Origin of the sequence: Mizugakiibacter sp., assembly GCF_039680435.1 — a bacterium.
In the GTDB taxonomy this organism is placed as follows: domain Bacteria; phylum Pseudomonadota; class Gammaproteobacteria; order Xanthomonadales; family Rhodanobacteraceae; genus Mizugakiibacter.
Window position 1 is genome coordinate 32,835 of record NZ_JBDKSX010000141.1, and the last position, 17,193, is coordinate 50,027.

13 protein-coding genes are annotated in these 17,193 nt (G+C 70.8%); 3 read left to right on the forward strand and 10 right to left on the reverse strand.

The window, feature by feature from the left end:
• Positions 1 to 53: 53 nt before the first annotated feature.
• The 5 genes from ABFC67_RS15030 to ABFC67_RS15050 form a co-directional block, all read right to left on the reverse strand.
• A complete protein-coding gene (locus ABFC67_RS15030) occupies positions 54 to 2,684 on the reverse strand; it encodes an EAL domain-containing protein (RefSeq protein WP_346738843.1) in 2,631 nt (876 codons plus the stop codon).
• Between the two features lie 163 nt (positions 2,685 to 2,847).
• Positions 2,848 to 3,747, reverse strand: a complete 900-nt coding sequence (locus ABFC67_RS15035; RefSeq protein ID WP_346738844.1) for a hydroxymethylglutaryl-CoA lyase — start codon at positions 3,745 to 3,747, stop codon at positions 2,848 to 2,850.
• A 31-nt stretch (positions 3,748 to 3,778) separates the two neighbouring features.
• Positions 3,779 to 5,785 (reverse strand): biotin carboxylase N-terminal domain-containing protein, encoded by a 2,007-nt coding sequence (locus tag ABFC67_RS15040; RefSeq protein ID WP_346738845.1) that lies wholly within the window; start codon positions 5,783 to 5,785, stop codon positions 3,779 to 3,781.
• Positions 5,786 to 6,310, reverse strand: a complete 525-nt coding sequence (locus tag ABFC67_RS15045; RefSeq protein ID WP_346738846.1) for a cupin domain-containing protein — start codon at positions 6,308 to 6,310, stop codon at positions 5,786 to 5,788.
• Positions 6,311 to 6,333: 23 nt separating this feature from the next.
• The gene (locus tag ABFC67_RS15050) at positions 6,334 to 7,125 is read right to left on the reverse strand and encodes an enoyl-CoA hydratase-related protein (protein ID WP_346738847.1); all 792 of its coding nucleotides are present in this window, start codon (positions 7,123 to 7,125) and stop codon (positions 6,334 to 6,336) included.
• 116 nt (positions 7,126 to 7,241) lie between these two features.
• Between ABFC67_RS15050 and ABFC67_RS15055 the strand changes: the two genes are divergently transcribed.
• From ABFC67_RS15055 to ABFC67_RS15065, 3 genes are all read left to right on the forward strand, one after another.
• Positions 7,242 to 7,568 (forward strand): cupredoxin domain-containing protein, encoded by a 327-nt coding sequence (locus ABFC67_RS15055; protein WP_346738848.1) that lies wholly within the window; start codon positions 7,242 to 7,244, stop codon positions 7,566 to 7,568.
• 6 nt (positions 7,569 to 7,574) lie between these two features.
• Positions 7,575 to 8,426 (forward strand): FTR1 family protein, encoded by an 852-nt coding sequence (locus tag ABFC67_RS15060; protein ID WP_346738849.1) that lies wholly within the window; start codon positions 7,575 to 7,577, stop codon positions 8,424 to 8,426.
• 197 nt (positions 8,427 to 8,623) lie between these two features.
• Positions 8,624 to 9,340, forward strand: a complete 717-nt coding sequence (locus ABFC67_RS15065; RefSeq protein ID WP_346738850.1) for a hypothetical protein — start codon at positions 8,624 to 8,626, stop codon at positions 9,338 to 9,340.
• A 107-nt stretch (positions 9,341 to 9,447) separates the two neighbouring features.
• Here ABFC67_RS15065 and ABFC67_RS15070 read toward each other — a convergent pair whose 3' ends face one another.
• The 5 genes from ABFC67_RS15070 to ABFC67_RS15090 all read right to left on the reverse strand — a co-directional run bounded on the left by ABFC67_RS15070 (position 9,448) and on the right by ABFC67_RS15090 (position 17,185).
• Positions 9,448 to 11,055, reverse strand: coding sequence for a carboxyl transferase domain-containing protein (locus ABFC67_RS15070; RefSeq protein ID WP_346738851.1), 1,608 nt, complete (start codon positions 11,053 to 11,055; stop codon positions 9,448 to 9,450).
• 98 nt (positions 11,056 to 11,153) lie between these two features.
• The gene (locus tag ABFC67_RS15075; protein WP_346738852.1) at positions 11,154 to 13,241 is read right to left on the reverse strand and encodes an FAD-dependent oxidoreductase; all 2,088 of its coding nucleotides are present in this window, start codon (positions 13,239 to 13,241) and stop codon (positions 11,154 to 11,156) included.
• A 5-nt stretch (positions 13,242 to 13,246) separates the two neighbouring features.
• Entirely contained in the window at positions 13,247 to 14,560 is a 1,314-nt protein-coding gene (locus ABFC67_RS15080) for an amino acid permease (RefSeq protein WP_346738853.1), read from the reverse strand.
• 253 nt (positions 14,561 to 14,813) lie between these two features.
• Positions 14,814 to 16,118 (reverse strand): amidohydrolase family protein, encoded by a 1,305-nt coding sequence (locus tag ABFC67_RS15085; RefSeq protein WP_346738854.1) that lies wholly within the window; start codon positions 16,116 to 16,118, stop codon positions 14,814 to 14,816.
• Positions 16,115 to 17,185, reverse strand: coding sequence for an SRPBCC family protein (locus ABFC67_RS15090; protein ID WP_346738855.1), 1,071 nt, complete (start codon positions 17,183 to 17,185; stop codon positions 16,115 to 16,117). Before ABFC67_RS15090 ends, ABFC67_RS15085 begins: the two co-directional genes overlap by 4 nt.
• Positions 17,186 to 17,193 lie beyond the last annotated feature (8 nt).

Sequence of the window (17,193 nt, forward strand, 5' to 3'; positions counted from 1 at the left end):
CGGCGGGCGCCGATTATCGGCAGGCGCCGGGATGCGGGCATGTGCCGTTCGACTCAGCCGCCGGCTTCGCCCCAGGCCTCGAGGAACGCCGGCACGCGCGCGGCCTCGAGCGGTGGGCTGAACAGGAAGCCCTGGGCGAACGGCGTGCCCAGGCGCAGCAGGAACTCGCGCTGCGCTTCGGTCTCCACCCCCTCGGCGGTGAGCTTCATGCCGAGGCTCTGCGCGATCTGCACGATCGCCTGGCAGATGCTGCTGTCGACCGCATTGGCCGGAATGCCCTGCATGAAGGTGTGGCTGATCTTCAGCCCGTCGATCGGCAGCCGGCGCAGGTAGTTCAGCGACGAGTAGCCCTCGCCGAAGTCGTCGATGGTCAGACTCACGCCCATGCGCCGCAGCGCGCTGAACGTCTCCACGATGTCGCCCGCGTCCTCGATCAGCACGCGCTCGGTCATCTCGATCTCCAGCGCGTTGCCGGGCAGCTCGCATTCGCGCAGCGCCGACTGCACCGCGTCCAGTACCGAGCCGCCGAGCAGCTGGCGGAACGAGACGTTGACGGCGACGTGGCGCAGCCCCAGTCCCGCCTCGCGCCAGGTGCGCAGCGCGCGGCAGGCCTCGCCGATCACCCACGCGCCGATGCGCACGATCTCGCCGGAGTTCTCGGCGTGCGGGATGAAGTGCGACGGCGACACCTCGCCGAGCTGCGGGCTGTTCCAGCGCAGCAGCGCTTCCATGCCGATCACGCTGCTGCGCGCGAGGTCGACCTTGGGCTGGTAGACCAGGCGGAACTCGCCGTTGTCCAGCGCGCGGCGCAGCAGCGATTCCATCAGCAGGCGGTCGCTGAGGTCGCGCGCCAGCTCGTGGTCGAACGGCTGCCAGGTGTTGCGGCCGCGGCGCTTGGCTTCCAGCATCGCGGCCTCGGCGTGGTTGACCAGCTGCTGCACGCTGTCGCCGTCGGTAGGCGCACGCGCGATGCCGATCGACACGGTCAGCAGGAACTCGGAGCCGCCGTGCTGGAACGGGCGATGGAAGGTGGCGGTGATGCGTTCGGCCAGCGCCATCAGCAGCGCGAAGTCGGAGATGTCGCACACCAGCAGCAGGAATTCGTCGCCGCCGAAGCGCGCCACCGTGGCCTGGGCGCCGGCGGCGCAGCGTAGCAGGCGTTCGGCCGACTCTTTCAGCACGTGGTCGCCCTCGACGTGGCCGAGCACGTCGTTGACCAGCTTGAAGCGGTCGATGTCGACGTACAGCACCGCCGGCCCGGCGTCGCTGTCGGCATCGGTGAGCATGCGGCCGAGCTGCGCCAGCGCGGTCTCGCGGTTGGGCAGGCCGGTCACGCGGTCGGTGGACGCCTGGCGCTTCAACTGGTCCTCGACCAGCTTGCGCTCGGTGATGTCCTGCACGGTGCCGGCCACGCCGTAGATGCGCCCGTGGCGCACCAGCGGCTGGCCCATCGCGCGCACCCAGCGGCCGCGGCCGATCGCCGTGGTCAGGCGCAGCTCCAGGTCGAACGGCCGCGCCGCAGTGCGCGCTTCCTGCAGCGCGCGGCGCAGGTGCTTGCGGTCGTCCTCGTCGTAGAACGAGAGCGCGCGCGCCTCGCTGACTGCGCTGCCGGTCGGCAGGTCGTGGATGCGGTACAGCTCGTCGGTCCAGAACAGCAGGCCGCGCAGGTCGTCGAGCTCCCAGCCGCCGATGCCGGCCAGGCGCTGGGTCTTGTCGAACAGGTCGGCCTGGCGCTTCAGCACGGTCACGTCGCTGAAGGTGGAGATCACCTGGAATGGGCGCGACTGTCCGGCCTCGAACTGCGGCACCGCGGTGGCGGACAGCCAGCGGTACAGGTGCAGATGCGGCAGGTACACGCCCAGCAGCGAGCTTTCGACGTTGCGGCCGAGCTTGATCGCGCGGAAGCCGGGCAACTGCCCCAGGTCGATCGCGTCGCCGTGCTCGTCGACGAAGCGCCAGTCGTGCAGGTCCTCGCGGCGCATGGCGAGGATCTCGGCCTCGCTGACGCCGAGGATGCGGCAGGCGGCGGGGTTGACCGAGACGATGCCGCCGCTGGTGTCCTGCACCAGCACGCCCTTGTCCATCGCCTGCAGCAGCAGGCGGTAGCGCGCCTCCGAAGTGCGCAGTTCGGCGTCGATGTTGCGCCGGCCGCTGAGGTCGCGGGCAACGGCGACGATGCGGCGCTGGTTGCCGTCGCGGTAGGCGCTGGAATGCACCTCGACCGGAAAGACGTCGCCGTTGCGGCGGCGGTTGGTGGTCTCGTCGGTGGCGGTGTGGCCCAGCTCGAAGGTCTCCAGCATCCGGCGCATGTGATCGTGCGGCAGGCCGGGATTGAGGTCGTGCACGCTCATGCGGCGCAGTTCGTCGAGCGTGTAGCCGTAGTCGCGGCAGGCGGCGGCGTTGGCGTCGAGGATGCGACCGTCCTCGTCGTGCAGGGTGACGGCGTCGGGCACGGCGTCGAGCAGGATGCGGAAGCGGGTCGCGGAGGCGTCGGCATCGGCGGCGAGGCGCCGGACGTTGTCGATCACCCGGTCGAGGTGGCGGCGCTGGGGCGGATCGGCGCTGCGGCTGCGCAGCGCTTCCAGCGCCGCAAGCATGCCGGAGGCGAGTTGCAACGGCGGTTCGACCGCCGCCGCGTCGGTGGTGATGGCGTTCGGATTGGGCGAGCGCGACTCGTGTCGCATGCCATCCCTCGGCAACGCGGTGTGGCCGGCAATGGTGCCTAGGATACACGCGGCCATGCAGGTTTGGACGGCCGGCCAGGACCGGCGGGGTCTGCGTGGCCCCGCGTTGCGAAGGCCGCGATTCCGATCGCGCGGGCGGCGCGGGACAGCCTCCGGTCGGCGCTCAGGCCGCGGCGCGCGCGCGCGCGACCTTGCTCGACGTTTCGCGGCCGAGCGCGGCGGACAGCCACAGCCCGGTCTCGATCAGCTTCGCCAGGTCGACGCCGGTGCCGACGCCCATGCCCTCCAGCATGTAGACCACGTCCTCGCTGGCGACGTTGCCGGTGGCGCCGCGCGCGTACGGGCAGCCGCCGGTGCCGGACACCGCGCTGTCGATCACCGCCACGCCTTCCTCCAGGCAGGCCAGGATGTTCGCCAGCGCCTGCCCGTAGGTGTCGTGGAAGTGCACGGCCAGCGCCTGCATCGGCACTTCCGCCGCGACCGCGCGCAGCATCGCGCGCGCCTTCGCCGGCGTGCCGACGCCGATGGTGTCGCCCAGCGAGATCTCGTAGCAGCCGAGCGCGTGCAGGCGCTGCGCCACGCGCACCACGTCGGCCAGCGGCACCGCGCCCTGGTAGGGGCAGCCGAGCACGGTGGAGACGTAGCCGCGCACGCGCACGCCGTCGGCGCGGGCGCGCGCCAGCACCGGCACGAAACGCTCGATGGATTCGTCGATCGAGGCGTTGACGTTCTTGCGGTTGAACGCCTCGCTGGCGGCCGTGAACACGGCGATCTCGGCCACGCCGGCCGCGCGCGCGCGCTCGTAGCCTTTCTCGTTCGGCACCAGCACGGGGTAGGCGACGCCCGGACGCTTCGCGATGCCGGCGTAGACCTCGGCCGCATCGGCCAATTGCGGCACCCACTTCGGGCTGACGAAGCTGGTCGCCTCGATGGTTTGCAGGCCGGTGGCGGACAGGCGGTCGATCAGCGCGATCTTGGTCGCCGTCGGCACGACGGCCTTCTCGTTCTGCAGGCCGTCGCGCGGCCCGACCTCGACGATGCGTACGCGGGCGGGAGTGCTCATGGCGGGACTGTGCGATTCTCGCGGCGACGAATCAAGCCTCGGCGAGGCGCACCAGCACCGCGTCCGCCTCGACGAACTCGCCGGGCGCGGCCTGCACGGCCTCGACGGTGCCGCCGCGCGGCGCGCGCAGGGTCAGCTCCATCTTCATCGCCTCCATCACCAGCAGCTCGTCGCCTTCCTGCACGACCACGCCGACTTCGGCCTTGACCAGCACGATGCGTCCCGGCATCGGCGCGACCACGCGGTCGCCGGCGTCGCCGGCGCCGGCCTCGAACGCGAACGCCGGCGCGTGCGCGAAGCCGTGGCGGCGCGTGCCGTCGTGCACCGCCACGCGGTTGCCGTGGCGGGTCGCGCGCCAGCGCCGGCCGACGCCGTCGAAGCGCGCGCTGAGCGCCTCGCCGTCGAGGCGCGCGCCTTCGACCATGCAGGCGATGCCGTCGCTGGCGAGCGCGTAGCGGCCGGCGTGGCCGTGGGCGTCGACGGTGTGGCGGCCGCCGCGACCGTCCAGCGCGATCACGCGCTTGCCGGCGTGGCCGAGGCGCCAGCCGTCGGCGCGCGCCCACGGCGAATGCGGATCGCCGTTGCGCGCGGCCTGCGCCTGCGCTGCGGCTTCCTCGTCCAGCAGGCAGGCGACGGCGGCGGCGAACAGCGCGGCGCGGTCGTCCTCGCCGTCGCCGGGCAGGAATTCGTCGAGGTGGCGGTCGAGGTAGCCGGTGTCGATGCGGCCTTCGGTCACCGCCGGGTGGCGCACCAGCCGTTCGAGGAACTCGACGTTCGACTTCGGCCCGACCACCTCGCACGTTGCCAGCGCCTCGCGCATGCGCTGCAGGGCGAGGTCGCGGTCGGCATCGTGCACGATCAGCTTGGCGATCATCGGGTCGTAGAAGATCGTCACCGTGTCGCCCTCGGCCACACCCGCGTCGACGCGCACCTGCGCCGACGGCGCCGGCAGGCGCAGCCGCTCCAGCCGGCCGGAGCCGGGCAGGAAGCCCTGCTGCGGGTCTTCGGCGTACAGGCGCAGCTCGATGGCGTGGCCGCGCGCGCGGATGTCCTGCTGCGCCAGCGGCAGCGGTTCGCCGGCGGCCACGCGCAACTGCCACTCGACCAGATCGAGGCCGAGCGTCATTTCCGTCACCGGATGCTCGACCTGCAGGCGCGTGTTCATCTCCATGAAGAAGAAGCTGCCGTCCTGGCCGACGATGAACTCGACCGTGCCGGCGCCGACATAGTCCACCGCTTTCGCGGCGGCCACCGCGGCCGCGCCCATCGCGGCGCGGCGCTGCGGGGTCAGGAACGGCGAGGGCGTCTCCTCCAGCACCTTCTGGTAGCGGCGCTGCGCCGAGCATTCGCGTTCGTTGAGGTGGATGACGTGGCCGTGCGCGTCGCCGAACACCTGGAACTCGATGTGGCGCGGGTGCTCGACGTAGCGCTCGAGGATCATGCGGGCGTCGCCGAAGCCGCTCTGCGCCTCGCGTTGCGCGGATGCCAGCGCGTCGGCGAATTCGCGCGCCTCGCGCACGATGCGCATGCCCTTGCCGCCGCCGCCGGCCGCGGCCTTGATCATCAGCGGGAAGCCGGTCGCCTGCGCCCGTTCGGCGAGGAACGCGCCGTCCTGGTCCTCGCCGTGGTAGCCGGGCACCAGCGGCACGCCGTGCTTCTCCATCAGCGCCTTGGCGGCGGCCTTGGAGCCCATCGCCTCGATGCTCTGCGGCCGCGGGCCGATGAAGGCGATGCCGGCCTCGGCGCAGGCGCGCGCGAAGGCGGCGTTCTCGGAGAGGAAGCCGTAGCCCGGGTGGATCGCCTGCGCGCCGCTGGCGCGCGCGGCCTCGAGGATCGCTTCGCCGCGCAGGTAGCTGTCCTGCGGCCGCGGGCCGCCGATGGGGTACGCGCAGTCGGCGAGGCGCACGTGCTGCGCGTCGGCGTCGGCTTCCGAATACACCGCGACGGTGCGGATGCCGAGCCGGCGGCAGGTGCGGATCACGCGGCAGGCGATCTCGCCGCGGTTGGCGATCAGGACGGTATGGAACGGTGCGGCCACTTATTCGCCTTCCCAGTAATCGACGGATTCGCCGTGACGGCCGACCACGCGGAACGCCTGCGGCTTGCCGTCCGGGCCGGACCATTCGGCCAGCACGCCGAACTTGCCGGAGTCGGGGTAGTCGCAGACTTCCGGCGACTGCTTGGTGCTGACGGCGAGATAGCGCAGCTCGCCCGTGCCGGTGTTGGTGATCTGGTGCGCGGTTTCCGGACCGCCGGGCGGGCAGGCGACGATGTCGCCGGCGCGCAGCGGCCAGGTCCTGTCGCCGATGCGGACCTCGCCGCTGCCTTCCAGAACGAAGAACATTTCCTCGTTGACGCGGTGGTTGTGGAACGGGAAGGCGCGCATGCCCGGCGGCACCGCGGTGAGGTTGTAGCCGAGCTTCTGCGCACCGACGCGCGGGCCGATGAAGCCCATGCGCGCGCCGTAGCGCTGCGCGGCCCCGCCCTTGGGCGCGAACGCTGCGGGCAATGGCTGCGGCTCGACGTCGGCGATGTTGAGAACGGGCGACCGGGTGGTGTCCACGAACAGGCTCCTTCGGCGGGGCTTCAGCCGCGCGCCCAGCGCGGCGGGTGTTTGTCGAGGAAGGCGCCCAGTCCTTCCTGGCCTTCGGCGGAGACGCGCAGGCGCGCGATCAGCGCGGCGTTGTCCTCGTCGATGCGCTGCTGCGCTTCCGGCGTCATGCCGGCGGCGCGCAGCGCGAGCCGCTTCGCCTCGCGCTGCGCCTGCGGGCCGCCCTTGGCCAGCCAGTGCAGGGCGCGGTCGATGGCGGCATCCAGTTCGGTGGCCGGCACGACCTGGTGCAGCAGGCCGACGCGCGCTGCTTCGGCGGCGTCGAACACCTCGCCGCTGAGGAACAGGCGACGCGCGTGGCGTGCGCCGACCGCGGCGATCACGTAGGGCGAGATCACCGCCGGCACCAGGCCGAGCTTGACCTCGCTCAGCGCGAACTTGGCGCCCTCGACGCCGATGGCGAGGTCGCAGCAGGCGACCAGCCCGACGCCGCCGCCGTAGGCGGCGCCGTTGACGCGCGCGAGGGTCGGCTTGGAGAGGAAGTTGAGCGTGCGCATCAGCGCGGCGAGGCGCAGCGAATCAGCGCGATTCTCCTCCTCGCCGGCGGCCGCCATGCCGCGCATCCAGTTCAGGTCGGCGCCGGCGGAAAAGCTGGCGCCCGCGCCGGTCAGCACCAGCGCGCGCACCGTGGCGTCGTCGTCCAGGCTGCGCAGTGCGGCGGTCAGCTCGGCGATCAGCGCATCGTCGAAGGCGTTGTGCACCTGCGGGCGCTGCAAGGTGATCTCGGCGACGGCGCCACGGCGGGCGAGGGCGATGCTTGCGGTCATGCGCGGCTCCTGGGCAAGACGCCCATGATAACCGGCCGCGCCGCGCGGCCTCCCTCACGCTTGCGGAGACAAATGAGAACGATTACCATTCGGTCATCGACATCGGAGGCGGTTCCATGAAGCGGCTGTTCCTCGGCGCCCTGCTCGCGCTGGCCACCATTGCCGCGCAGGCGGCGGACGTACCCGAATACAAGCTGGTCATCAAGGACCACAAGTTCCAGCCGGTCGAGCTGAAGGTGCCGGCCGACACCAAGATCAAGCTGGTGGTGAGCAACCAGGATTCGACGCCGTCGGAATTCGAGAGCCACGAGTTCAACCGCGAGAAGATCGTGCTGCCCAACAGCACCGTCACCGTGTTCGTCGGCCCGCTCGGCAAGGGCAGCTACAAGTTCTTCGACGATTTCCATCAGGACACCGGCAACGGTGTGCTGATCGTGGAGTGACCCGTCATGCTCGGCGTCGCGCTGCTGGTATTCCGTGAGGTGCTCGAGGCGGCCCTGGTCGTCTCGATCGTGTGCGCGGCGACGCGCGGCGTGGTTCGCCGCGGCGCGTTCGTCGGCGGCGGCATCACGCTCGGCGTGATCGGCGCGGTGCTGGTTGCGCTGTTCGCCGGCACGATCGCCGACATGGCCAGCGGCGTCGGCCAGGAGCTGTTCAACGCCGGCGTGCTGCTGGCCGCGGTGGCGATGATTGGCTGGCACGTGATCTGGATGTCCAAGCACGGCCGCGAGCTGGCCAAGCACATGCAGCAGGTTGGGCAGGCGGTACGCGCCGGCTCCAGCTCGCTGAGCATGCTGCTGGCGGTGGTCGCGCTGGCGGTGCTGCGCGAAGGCTCCGAAGTGGTGCTGTTCCTGTACGGCATGGCGGCGAGCGGCACGGGCGTCGCCGGCATGGGCACCGGCCTCGCGCTCGGCGTGGTCGGCGGCGTCGCGGTGGGCTTCGCGCTGTACTTCGGCCTGCTGCGCATCCCGCTGAAGTACTTCTTCAGCGCCACCAACGGCCTGCTGGTGCTGCTGGCCGCGGGCTTGGCTTCCACCGCGGCGCGCTACCTGGTGCAGGCCAACCTGCTGCCGGCGCTGCACAACCAGCTTTGGGACAGCTCGTGGCTGCTCTCCAACGGCTCGATCCCCGGGCAGACGCTGCATATCCTGGTCGGCTACGACGCGCAGCCTTCCGGCATGCAGATGCTGTTCTACGCGGCCATCGTGGCGCTGCTGCTGGCCGGCATGCGTCTGTTCGGCAGCGTGCCGCCGCGCGCAGCAGCGCGCGCAACCGTCGAAACCAACCGCAGCACCGCCTGAAGTTTCCACTCGCGTTGCATGGCCTGGTGCCGCCGGCATCGGGCACAGCGCGCGCGTGCCCGAATCCGGGAAAACAGACGTTCCGAACAACACCAACCGAACCGAGAAAGGAACCTGCTGTGACGCGTTTGCCTGCAAATGTTCTTCTTGCGCCCCGCGTGTTGGCCGCCGCGATGGCATTGGGCTCGCTTGTCGGCGTGGCGCAGAGCGCGTACGCCGGTCCCGCTTCCGTCATCTATTCGCCGATCGTGGAATACCGCGAATGGGAGTTCGAGTTGAAGAGCGGCGTGCAGGATTGGGGCAATCGCGACGAGGGCGAGCGCGCCGCCAAGCTCGCGGTGGGCTACGGCGTCGCGCCGCGCTGGGGCGTGGAAGTGGAGGCCGAATATTCGCAGACGCCCGGCCACGTGGCGCACGTCGAGGAATTCGAGTTCGAGAACATCTTCCAGTTGACGGAGCACGGCGAGCACTGGCTGGATGCAGGCATCTTCGCCGAGCTGGAGCACAACCGGCTGGAGAACATGAACACTGCCGTGCTCGGCCCGATGTTCCAGACCGAAACCGGGCACACCCAGACCAACCTCAACATCTATCTCAAGCGGCGCCTGAGTGCGCTGCCGGAGGGCGACGAGGCCGGCGAGGAAGATGGCGGCGCGCGCAACGAGGTCGTCTACCAGGCGCAATGGAAATACAACCTGGACCCGCGCTTCCAGCCCGGCCTGCAGTCATTCGGCTCGCTCGGAGATCCCGCGCACCTGCATTCGCAGGAATTGAAGATCGGCCCCGCCTTGTTCGGTGTCACCAGCCTGGGCAACGGCAGGAACTTGCGCTACAACGCCGCGCTGATGGGCGGGCTGACGCGCGGGACGCCCGACACCACGTTCCGGATGCAGTTGGAGTACGAGTTCTATTGAGGTCGTTCCTGCGACAGCGGAGATGTCGCGCGGGCGTGCCAAATCAAACCGGATTCCGGATCGCGGCTTCGCCGCATCCGGAATGACGGGCGGGCACGAAGCGTCAATCACATCCTGAACACGCCGTAGCGCGTCGGTTCGATCGGCGCGTTCAGCGACGCCGAGATCGCCAGGCCGAGCACGCGGCGGGTGTCGACGGGGTCGATGATGCCGTCGTCCCACAGCCGCGCGCTGGCGTAGTAGGGGTGGCCCTGGCGCTCGTACTGCTCGCGGATCGGCGCCTTGAACGCCTCCTCCTCGTCTTTCGGCCAGTCCTTGCCCGCCGCTTCCAGGCCGTCGCGCTTGACCGTGGCCAGTACCGAGGCGGCCTGTTCGCCGCCCATCACGCTGATGCGCGCGTTCGGCCACATCCACAGGAAGCGCGCGCCGTAGGCGCGGCCGCACATCGCGTAGTTGCCGGCGCCGAAGCTGCCGCCGATGATCACCGTGAACTTCGGCACCGACGCGCACGCCACCGCGGTGACCATCTTGGCGCCGTCCTTGGCGATGCCGGCGTTCTCGTACTTCCGTCCGACCATGAAGCCGGTGATGTTCTGCAGGAACACCAGCGGCACGCCGCGCTGGTTGCACAGCTCGATGAAGTGCGCGCCCTTCAGCGCCGACTCGGAGAAGAGAATCCCGTTGTTGGCGACGATGCCGACCGGATAGCCGTGGAGGTGGGCGAAGCCGGTGACCAGCGTCTTGCCGTAGCGCGCCTTGAACTCGTGGAATTCGGAGCCGTCGACGATGCGCGCGATGATCTCGCGGATGTCGAACGGCCGGCGCGTGTCGCGCGGCACGATGCCGTACAGCTCCTCGGCCGGGTACAGCGGCTCGGCGGGCTCGCGCAGCGCCAGCGGCACGGCCTTGCTGCGGTTCAGGCTGGCGACGATGTCGCGCGCGATCTGCAGCGCGTGCTGGTCGTTCTCGGCGTAGTGGTCGGCGACGCCGGAAACCGCCGTGTGCACGTCGGCGCCGCCCAGTGCCTCGGCGTCGACCACCTCGCCGGTGGCCGCCTTCACCAGCGGCGGGCCGCCGAGGAAGATCGTGCCCTGTTCGCGCACGATGATCGTCTCGTCGCTCATCGCCGGCACGTAGGCGCCGCCGGCGGTGCACGAGCCCATCACCACCGCGATCTGCGGGATGCCCAGGCCCGACATGCGCGCCTGGTTGTAGAAGATGCGGCCGAAGTGCTCCTTGTCCGGGAATACCTCGTCCTGCAGCGGCAGGAAGGCGCCGCCGGAGTCGACCAGGTAGACGCAGGGCAGGCGGTTCTCCAGCGCCACTTCCTGCGCGCGCAGGTGCTTCTTCACCGTGATCGGGAAGTAGGTGCCGCCCTTGACCGTGGCGTCGTTGGCGAGCACCACCACCTCCTGGCCGTGCACGCGGCCGATGCCGGCGATCAGGCCGGCCGCGGGCGCGGCGCCGTCGTACATGCCGTGCGCGGCCAGCGGCGACAGCTCCAGGAACGGCGAGCCCGGGTCGAGCAGGGCGCGCACGCGCTCGCGCGGCAGCAGCTTGCCGCGCGCCGTGTGCTTCGCGCGCGCCTTCTCGCCGCCGCCCTCGGCGTTGCGCGCAAGCTCCCGGCGCAGGTCGTCGACCGATGCGCGCAACTGCGCGTGGTTGGCCTGGAATTCGGGCGAACGGGAATCGACGCGCGACGCGATGACGCTCATGGTGGGGGCTTGCCACAAGGGATCGAGTGCCGATGATAGCGGCGCGCGCGGCCTCCGCCCAAAAAAGTCCGCGCGGTGCCGGCGGCCGCGAGCGTCCGCTACGGCTTCGCGCCATTCAGCAGGTCGTCCGCGCCGGCGCCGTGGAAATGCCGCTTGAACGGCACTTCGCCGGTGGCGGGCTCCTCCAGTTCGCGCGCGTAGCGATGGCCGGCGTAGACCGCGTGCGCGATCAGTCCGGGCGCCTCGGCGTCGCCGATGCAGCGCAGCGAGCGGATGCCGGCGGCGGCCCACTCCGCTTCGCGCCGCAGCAGGTCCTGGTGGAGCGCGTCGTCGGGTACGCGCGCGGTGACGGCGAGCACCGCGTCGCAGGCGAGTTCGCGCCGCCGATGGTCCCAGACGTTCTCCAGCGCCAGCATCGAGCCTTCGAAGCCGGCGATGTCGTGCGAGACGATCGCCTCGATGCCGAGCCCGGCCAGGCGCTTGCGGATGTGGCGGTAGTCCAGCGTGTTCTGGCTCCACGGCGCCAGCACGTCCTCCGGCGTGACGTAGGCGACCTCGCAGCCGTGTTGGCGCAGCGCCTCCGCCGCGACGCTGGCGTAGTAGAAGCCGTCGTCGTCGAACACGACCACGCGGCCTTCGGGCAGGCGGCCGTCCATCAGGTCGTCGGGCGTGAACACGCGCGGGTTGTCCGCGAAGCCGGCGATGCCGAGGCCGTTGCTGCGCCCGAAGCCGTCGCGGCGCCAGCGGCAGCCGGTGGCGAGCACGACGTGCTCGGCGGCGAAGTCCAGCACGTCCTGCGCGCTCATCGCCGAGTCGAGGTAGACGGCCACGTTCGCCAGCTTGCCGATCTGGCCGACGCGCCAGTCGCGCACGCGCGCCCATTCGGCGAGGCCCGGCAGGCGCGCTTCGCGGCTGACGCGGCCGCCGAGGTCCTTGCGCGCCTCGGCCCGGCTCACGTCGGAACCGCGCTGGCCGAGCGCGCGCGCGGCCTCCAGCCCGGCAGGGCCGGCGCCGACCACCAGTACGCGGCTCGCCGAGCGCCTGGGCTGGATGCGTTCCGGGTGCCAGCCCTTGCGCCATTCCTCGCCCATGGTCGGGTTTTGCGTGCAGCGGATCGGCGAGATGGTCATGTCGCCGGAGACGCAGATGTTGCAGCCGATGCACTCGCGGATGTCGTCGGCGCGGCCCTCCTCGATCTTGCGCGGCAGGAACGGGTCGGCGATCGACGGGCGCGCGCAGCCGATCAGGTCCAGCACGCCGCGCTTGATCTGCGACACCATGGTGTCCGGCGAGGTGAAGCGGCCCACGCCCACCACCGGCTTGCTGGTGGTCTTCCTGACGAAGTCAATGAACGGTTCCTGCGCGCCCTCGGCGGCGAAGCGCGAGGGCACCGAATCGTTGTACCAGGCGGCGAGGTTGACGTCCCAGAGGTCCGGCAGCTCGGCCAGCATGGCGACGATGTCCTTCGCCTCGGCCAGCTCGACGCCGCCGGGCCCGAGCAGTTCCTCGGTGGCGAAGCGCAGCGCCACGGCGCAGCGGTCGCCGACCGCATCGCGGGTGTCTTCCAGCACCTCGCGCAGCAGGCGCACGCGGTTCTCCAGCGAGCCGCCGTATTCGTCGCTGCGCTGGTTGCGGCGGCGCTGCAGGAAGTGCATCGGCAGCGACAGGTCGTGCGCGGCGTAGACGTAGACGATGTCCATGCCGGCGCGCTTGCCGCGGATCGCCGCCTCGCGGTGCCAGCGCCGGTACTCGCGGATGTCGTGGCGGGTCATCGCGCGTGCCTGCGACGGATAGCCGTACTTGGTCGGCTGGTGCGAGGGCGCCAGCAGCACTTCGCGCGAATACAGGTTGGACGCGGTCGGGCCGTTGTGCGACAGCTCCAGCGCCGCCAGCGCGCCATGCGCGTGCACCTTGTCGCACATCAGCGCCAGCGCGGGGATGTCGCGGTCGTCCCACAACCGCGCCTCGACGTAGGGGGTGAGGTCGCTGCTCGGGTGGATCTCGCATTCCTCGGTCGAGACCACCGCCCAGCCGCCTTCGGCCTTCATCTCGCGCATCGCCGCGTGCGCCAGCGGCATGGCGTGGCCCATGCCGTTGCAATGCGGCACCTGGTAGAAGCGGTTCTTCGCCGTGACCGGGCCGATCTGCACCGGCGTGAACAGGACGTCGTAGCGCGGGTCTCTCATCGTGCTCAGGCCTTGGCAGGTGCTGCGACCCTGCGGCGCAGGCGCATGAACGCATACAGCGGCAGGCCCGCCGCGCACAGGCCGAGCGCCAGCAGGAACGGTTCGTGGCCGATGCCGACGAAGGCGAAGATCACGTAGGCCATGCCGGCGAACGCGACCGCCAGCGCCGCACGCCCGGTTTGCGGCAGCGCGCCGCGCCGCCACGCCACCGCCAGTGCGAGCGAGCAACAGAGGTAAAGCGGCAGGTTGGCCGCGGTCACCACGCGGGTGATGAAGGTGAACGCGTCGACCAGCGACTTGTTGTAGCTCATCCACACCATCGCCGAGGCGAGCGCGCCGGTGACGACCAGCGCCAGCGCCGGCGCGCCGTGGCGGTTGCCGCGCGCCAGCACCGCCGGCAGCACGCCGTTGTCGGCCATCGTGCGGGTGAGCTGGCCGATCAGCAGGGTCCAGCCGTTGAGGCAGCCGAGCCCGCTGACCACCACGAACAGCGCCAGCCAGCGCCCGAAGCCGGCGCCGCCGAAGCGGTCCATCAGCAGCGCGAACGGCGCGCTCGAGGCGGCGAGTTCCTGCTGGTGGATCAGCAGCAGCGGCACGGCGGAGACGATGATGTAGATGACCGCGGTCAGCACGGTGCCGGTCATCGTCGCGCGCGGGATGGTGCGTCCCGGGTTGTCGACGCGCGCCGCCGGCACGCTGGCCGACTCGATGCCGAGCATGGCGAACAACGCGATGGTCGAGGCCGCCATCACGTCGCGAAACGTGACCGGCGTGGCCGGCGGATGTGCGACGTAGCTTTCCGGCGAGGTCAGCAGCACCCAGCCGCCGAGCAGCGCGATCGCCGCCATCGGCAGCAGCTTCAGCGCGGTAGTGACGATCTGCACGCCGCCGCCGGTGCGCAGGCCGAACAGGTTGACGACCACGAACGTCCACAGCAGGCCCAGCGCGAGCAGGTCCGGGCGGATCGCGCCGGACTGCGGGAACACCGCGGTGAGGTAGCCGACCGCGCCGGTCGCCAGCGCGGCGTTGGTCAGCCACAGCGAGACCCAGTACGCCCACAGCGCCAGGTAGGCCGGCACCTCGCCGAGCGTGCTGCGCACGTAGCCGTACGGGCCGTCGGCCTGCGGCAGCGCGTGGGCGAGATGCGCGAACACGCGCGCCAGCGCCAGGCAACCGGCCAGGGTGATGGTCCAGCCGATCAGTGCGTTGAAGCCGTAGGGTGCGAGCGATGCCGGCAGCAGGAAAATGCCGATGCCGATCACGTTGCCCACCACCAGCGCGGTGCAGGTCCAGAAGCCGATCTTGCTGCCGTCGTTCATGTACGCACTCGCAGGGCTCGTCGTGGTTGGATGTGGACGCGCCGCATCTTGTCCCCTCTCCCCTCGGGGGAGAGGACAGGGTGAGGGGGACGCGCGCAGCGCGGCTTTTGCAGCGATGAGTAGCGGCCGTCCTGCGGACGGCACCCCCTCACCCCGACCCTCTCCCCGCCGGGGAGAGGGGGAAAGCGACAGGCACCGCGCGCGGAGTCGGCACTCCATCGCTTGATCGCAACAGTCGCCTGCAGCGCGGTCATCAATCGAGAGGCACCGGTTGCCCGGCCTTGATCACGCCGCGCACCCGGCGCAGGCATTCGATGTCCTGCAGCGGATCGCAGGCCACCGCGACCAGGTCGGCGGCCTTGTCCGGCGCGATCGATCCCAGTTCCTTTTCCTTGCCGAGCAGGCGCGCGGCGTCGATGGTGGCCGAGCGGATCGCCTGCAGCGGCGTCATGCCCCAGCGCACCATGTAGGCGAACTGACGCGCGTTGTCGCCGTGCGGGTAGACGCCGGCGTCGGTGCCGAAGGCGATGTGCACGCCGGCCTTGACCGCCTTGCGGAAGCCTTCGCGCTGCGCCTCGGTGGTTTCCTCGTTCTTGCGCAGGATCTCCGCCGACCAGCCCTGCTTGCGGCCGACTGCATCGATGTAGTCGCCGTCGTAGATGTCGGCGACCAGCCAGGTGCCGTGCTTCACCATCAGGGCGATGCCTTCGTCGTCGATCAGGGAGCCGTGTTCGATCGAGCGCACACCGGCGCGCACCGCGCGCTTGATGCCCTCGGCGCCGTGCGCGTGCGCGGCGACGAACTTGCCGCGCCTGGCGGCTTCCTCAACGGCGGCGCGGATCTCGGCTTCGCTGTATTCCGGCTGGCCGGGTTCGGTGCCGGCGGTGAGCACGGCGCCGGTGGCGATCACCTTGATCAGGTCGGCGCCGTGGTCGAGGATCAGGTCGACGTGTTTGCGCACGTCGTCGACGCCCTTGGACACGCCGCGACGGAACTCCGGCGGCACCACCGTGCCGGGCGGCACGTCGGTGATCTCGCCGCCGCCGCCGGGCACGGTGGTGTAGGCGCCGGCGACGAACATGCGCGGCCCCGGGATCAATCCGTCGTTGATCGCGTCGCGCAGCGCGATGTCGGCGAAGCCGCGGTACACGCCGACGTCGCGCACGGTGGTGAAGCCGGCCTGCAGGGTCCTGCGCGCGTTCATCGCGCCGATGAAGGCCTGGCGCGCCGGGCCGGTCTTCAGCGGCGCGGCGGCGTCGGCGGTCTCGGCTTCCTCGGCGATGTGGGTGTGCATGTCCATCAGGCCGGGCACCACGGTCCAGGCCGACCAGTCCAGCACCCGCGCGCCCTTGGCGGCGTCGGCGGACCACGGCCGTACCGCGACGACCTTGCCGTTCTCGATCGCCACCGCCTGGTCGGCCAGCATGCGGCCGCTGTCGACGTCGAGCAGGTGGCCGGCGCGGACCATGGTACGCGCGGCGGCGTGGGTGTCCTCGGCAGCATGTGCGGCGGTCAGCGTCACCAGCACCAACGCCAGCAGGGTCGGACGCAGCTTCATGCGTTTTCTCCGGCGGCGCCGGCGTAGGCCGCGCGCAGCAGGTTGTGGAAATGCCAGACGCCGCTCTCGCGCTTCGGGCACAGCCGGCCGGCATCGTAGAAGCCCGACGCCAGCCCCTTCTGCACCGCCTCGCAGATTGCGATGTCCTCGCTTTGCACCTCGTCGCTGAACGAGGCGTCGGCGGCGATGCGCGCCTGTGCCGCATCGTCCTGCGCGTAGTAGTAGTCGAACTCGACGCGGCAGCGCTCCGGCCCCAGCGGCAGGATGCGGTTGGTCTGCAGGCGGCCCGGCATGATGTTGAGCATCACGTTGGGATAGACGAAGTAGTAGTACGCGCGGCCGTCGCCGTAGAGGTCGGCGCTGTTGCGCAGCGGCGAGGACTGCAGCGAGTGCCACGGGAACAGCTCGGTGTCGTAGGCGCGGTAGTCCAGCACCTTGGACAGCCCCGGGTGCACGTGCGGCAGGTGGTAGCCTTCGAGGAAGTTGTCGACGTAGACCTTCCAGTTGCAGGCGATGTCGTAGCTGTCGCGGCGGTGGAAGCGCATCGCCGCCAGGTCGATCGGCGCGATGCGCTCGGCGATGCCGGCGTAGACCTTCTCGAACGCCGGTACATCCTCGTGCAGCGCCACGAACACCAGGCCCTGCCACTCGTGCACGCGCAGCGGCGGCAGGCGGATGTCCTCGACGCGGAAGTCGCAGGCGCCTTCCATTTCCGGTGCGCTGCGCAAGCGGCCTTCCAGCGTGTAGGTCCAACCGTGGTACTTGCAGTGCAGGGCGCGCGCGCCCTTGCCGTTGCACAGCGCCAGCGGGCCGGCGCGGTGGCGGCAGACGTTGGGGAAGGCGCGCAGCGCGCCGTCCTGGCCGCGCACCAGCAGCACCGGCACGCCGGCGATCTGCTCGACCACGTGGTCGCCCGGCTCGGCCAACTGCTCCCGGTGCGCCACCAACTGCCAACTGCGCGCGAACACCGCGCGCCGTTCCATCGCCAGCGCCGTGTCGCCGGCGTAGTAGCGCGCCGGCAGCGCGTGCGCGCGGTCGAGGTCTTCGATCATCGTGTCAGGCGGCATGCTTTGCT

Bases quoted from the DNA above. Each gene is read 5' to 3' on its own strand.
- ABFC67_RS15070 (WP_346738851.1), bottom strand. From the start codon at position 11,055: ATGAGCGTCATCGCGTCGCGCGTCGATTCCCGTTCGCCCGAATTCCAG.
- ABFC67_RS15075 (WP_346738852.1), bottom strand. From the start codon at position 13,241: ATGAGAGACCCGCGCTACGACGTCCTGTTCACGCCGGTGCAGATCGGC.
- ABFC67_RS15050 (WP_346738847.1), bottom strand. From the start codon at position 7,125: ATGACCGCAAGCATCGCCCTCGCCCGCCGTGGCGCCGTCGCCGAGATC.
- ABFC67_RS15080 (WP_346738853.1), bottom strand. From the start codon at position 14,560: ATGAACGACGGCAGCAAGATCGGCTTCTGGACCTGCACCGCGCTGGTG.
- ABFC67_RS15030 (WP_346738843.1), bottom strand. From the start codon at position 2,684: ATGCGACACGAGTCGCGCTCGCCCAATCCGAACGCCATCACCACCGAC.
- ABFC67_RS15060 (WP_346738849.1), top strand. From the start codon at position 7,575: ATGCTCGGCGTCGCGCTGCTGGTATTCCGTGAGGTGCTCGAGGCGGCC.
- ABFC67_RS15085 (WP_346738854.1), bottom strand. From the start codon at position 16,118: ATGAAGCTGCGTCCGACCCTGCTGGCGTTGGTGCTGGTGACGCTGACC.
- ABFC67_RS15090 (WP_346738855.1), bottom strand. From the start codon at position 17,185: ATGCCGCCTGACACGATGATCGAAGACCTCGACCGCGCGCACGCGCTG.
- ABFC67_RS15055 (WP_346738848.1), top strand. From the start codon at position 7,242: ATGAAGCGGCTGTTCCTCGGCGCCCTGCTCGCGCTGGCCACCATTGCC.
- ABFC67_RS15035 (WP_346738844.1), bottom strand. From the start codon at position 3,747: ATGAGCACTCCCGCCCGCGTACGCATCGTCGAGGTCGGGCCGCGCGAC.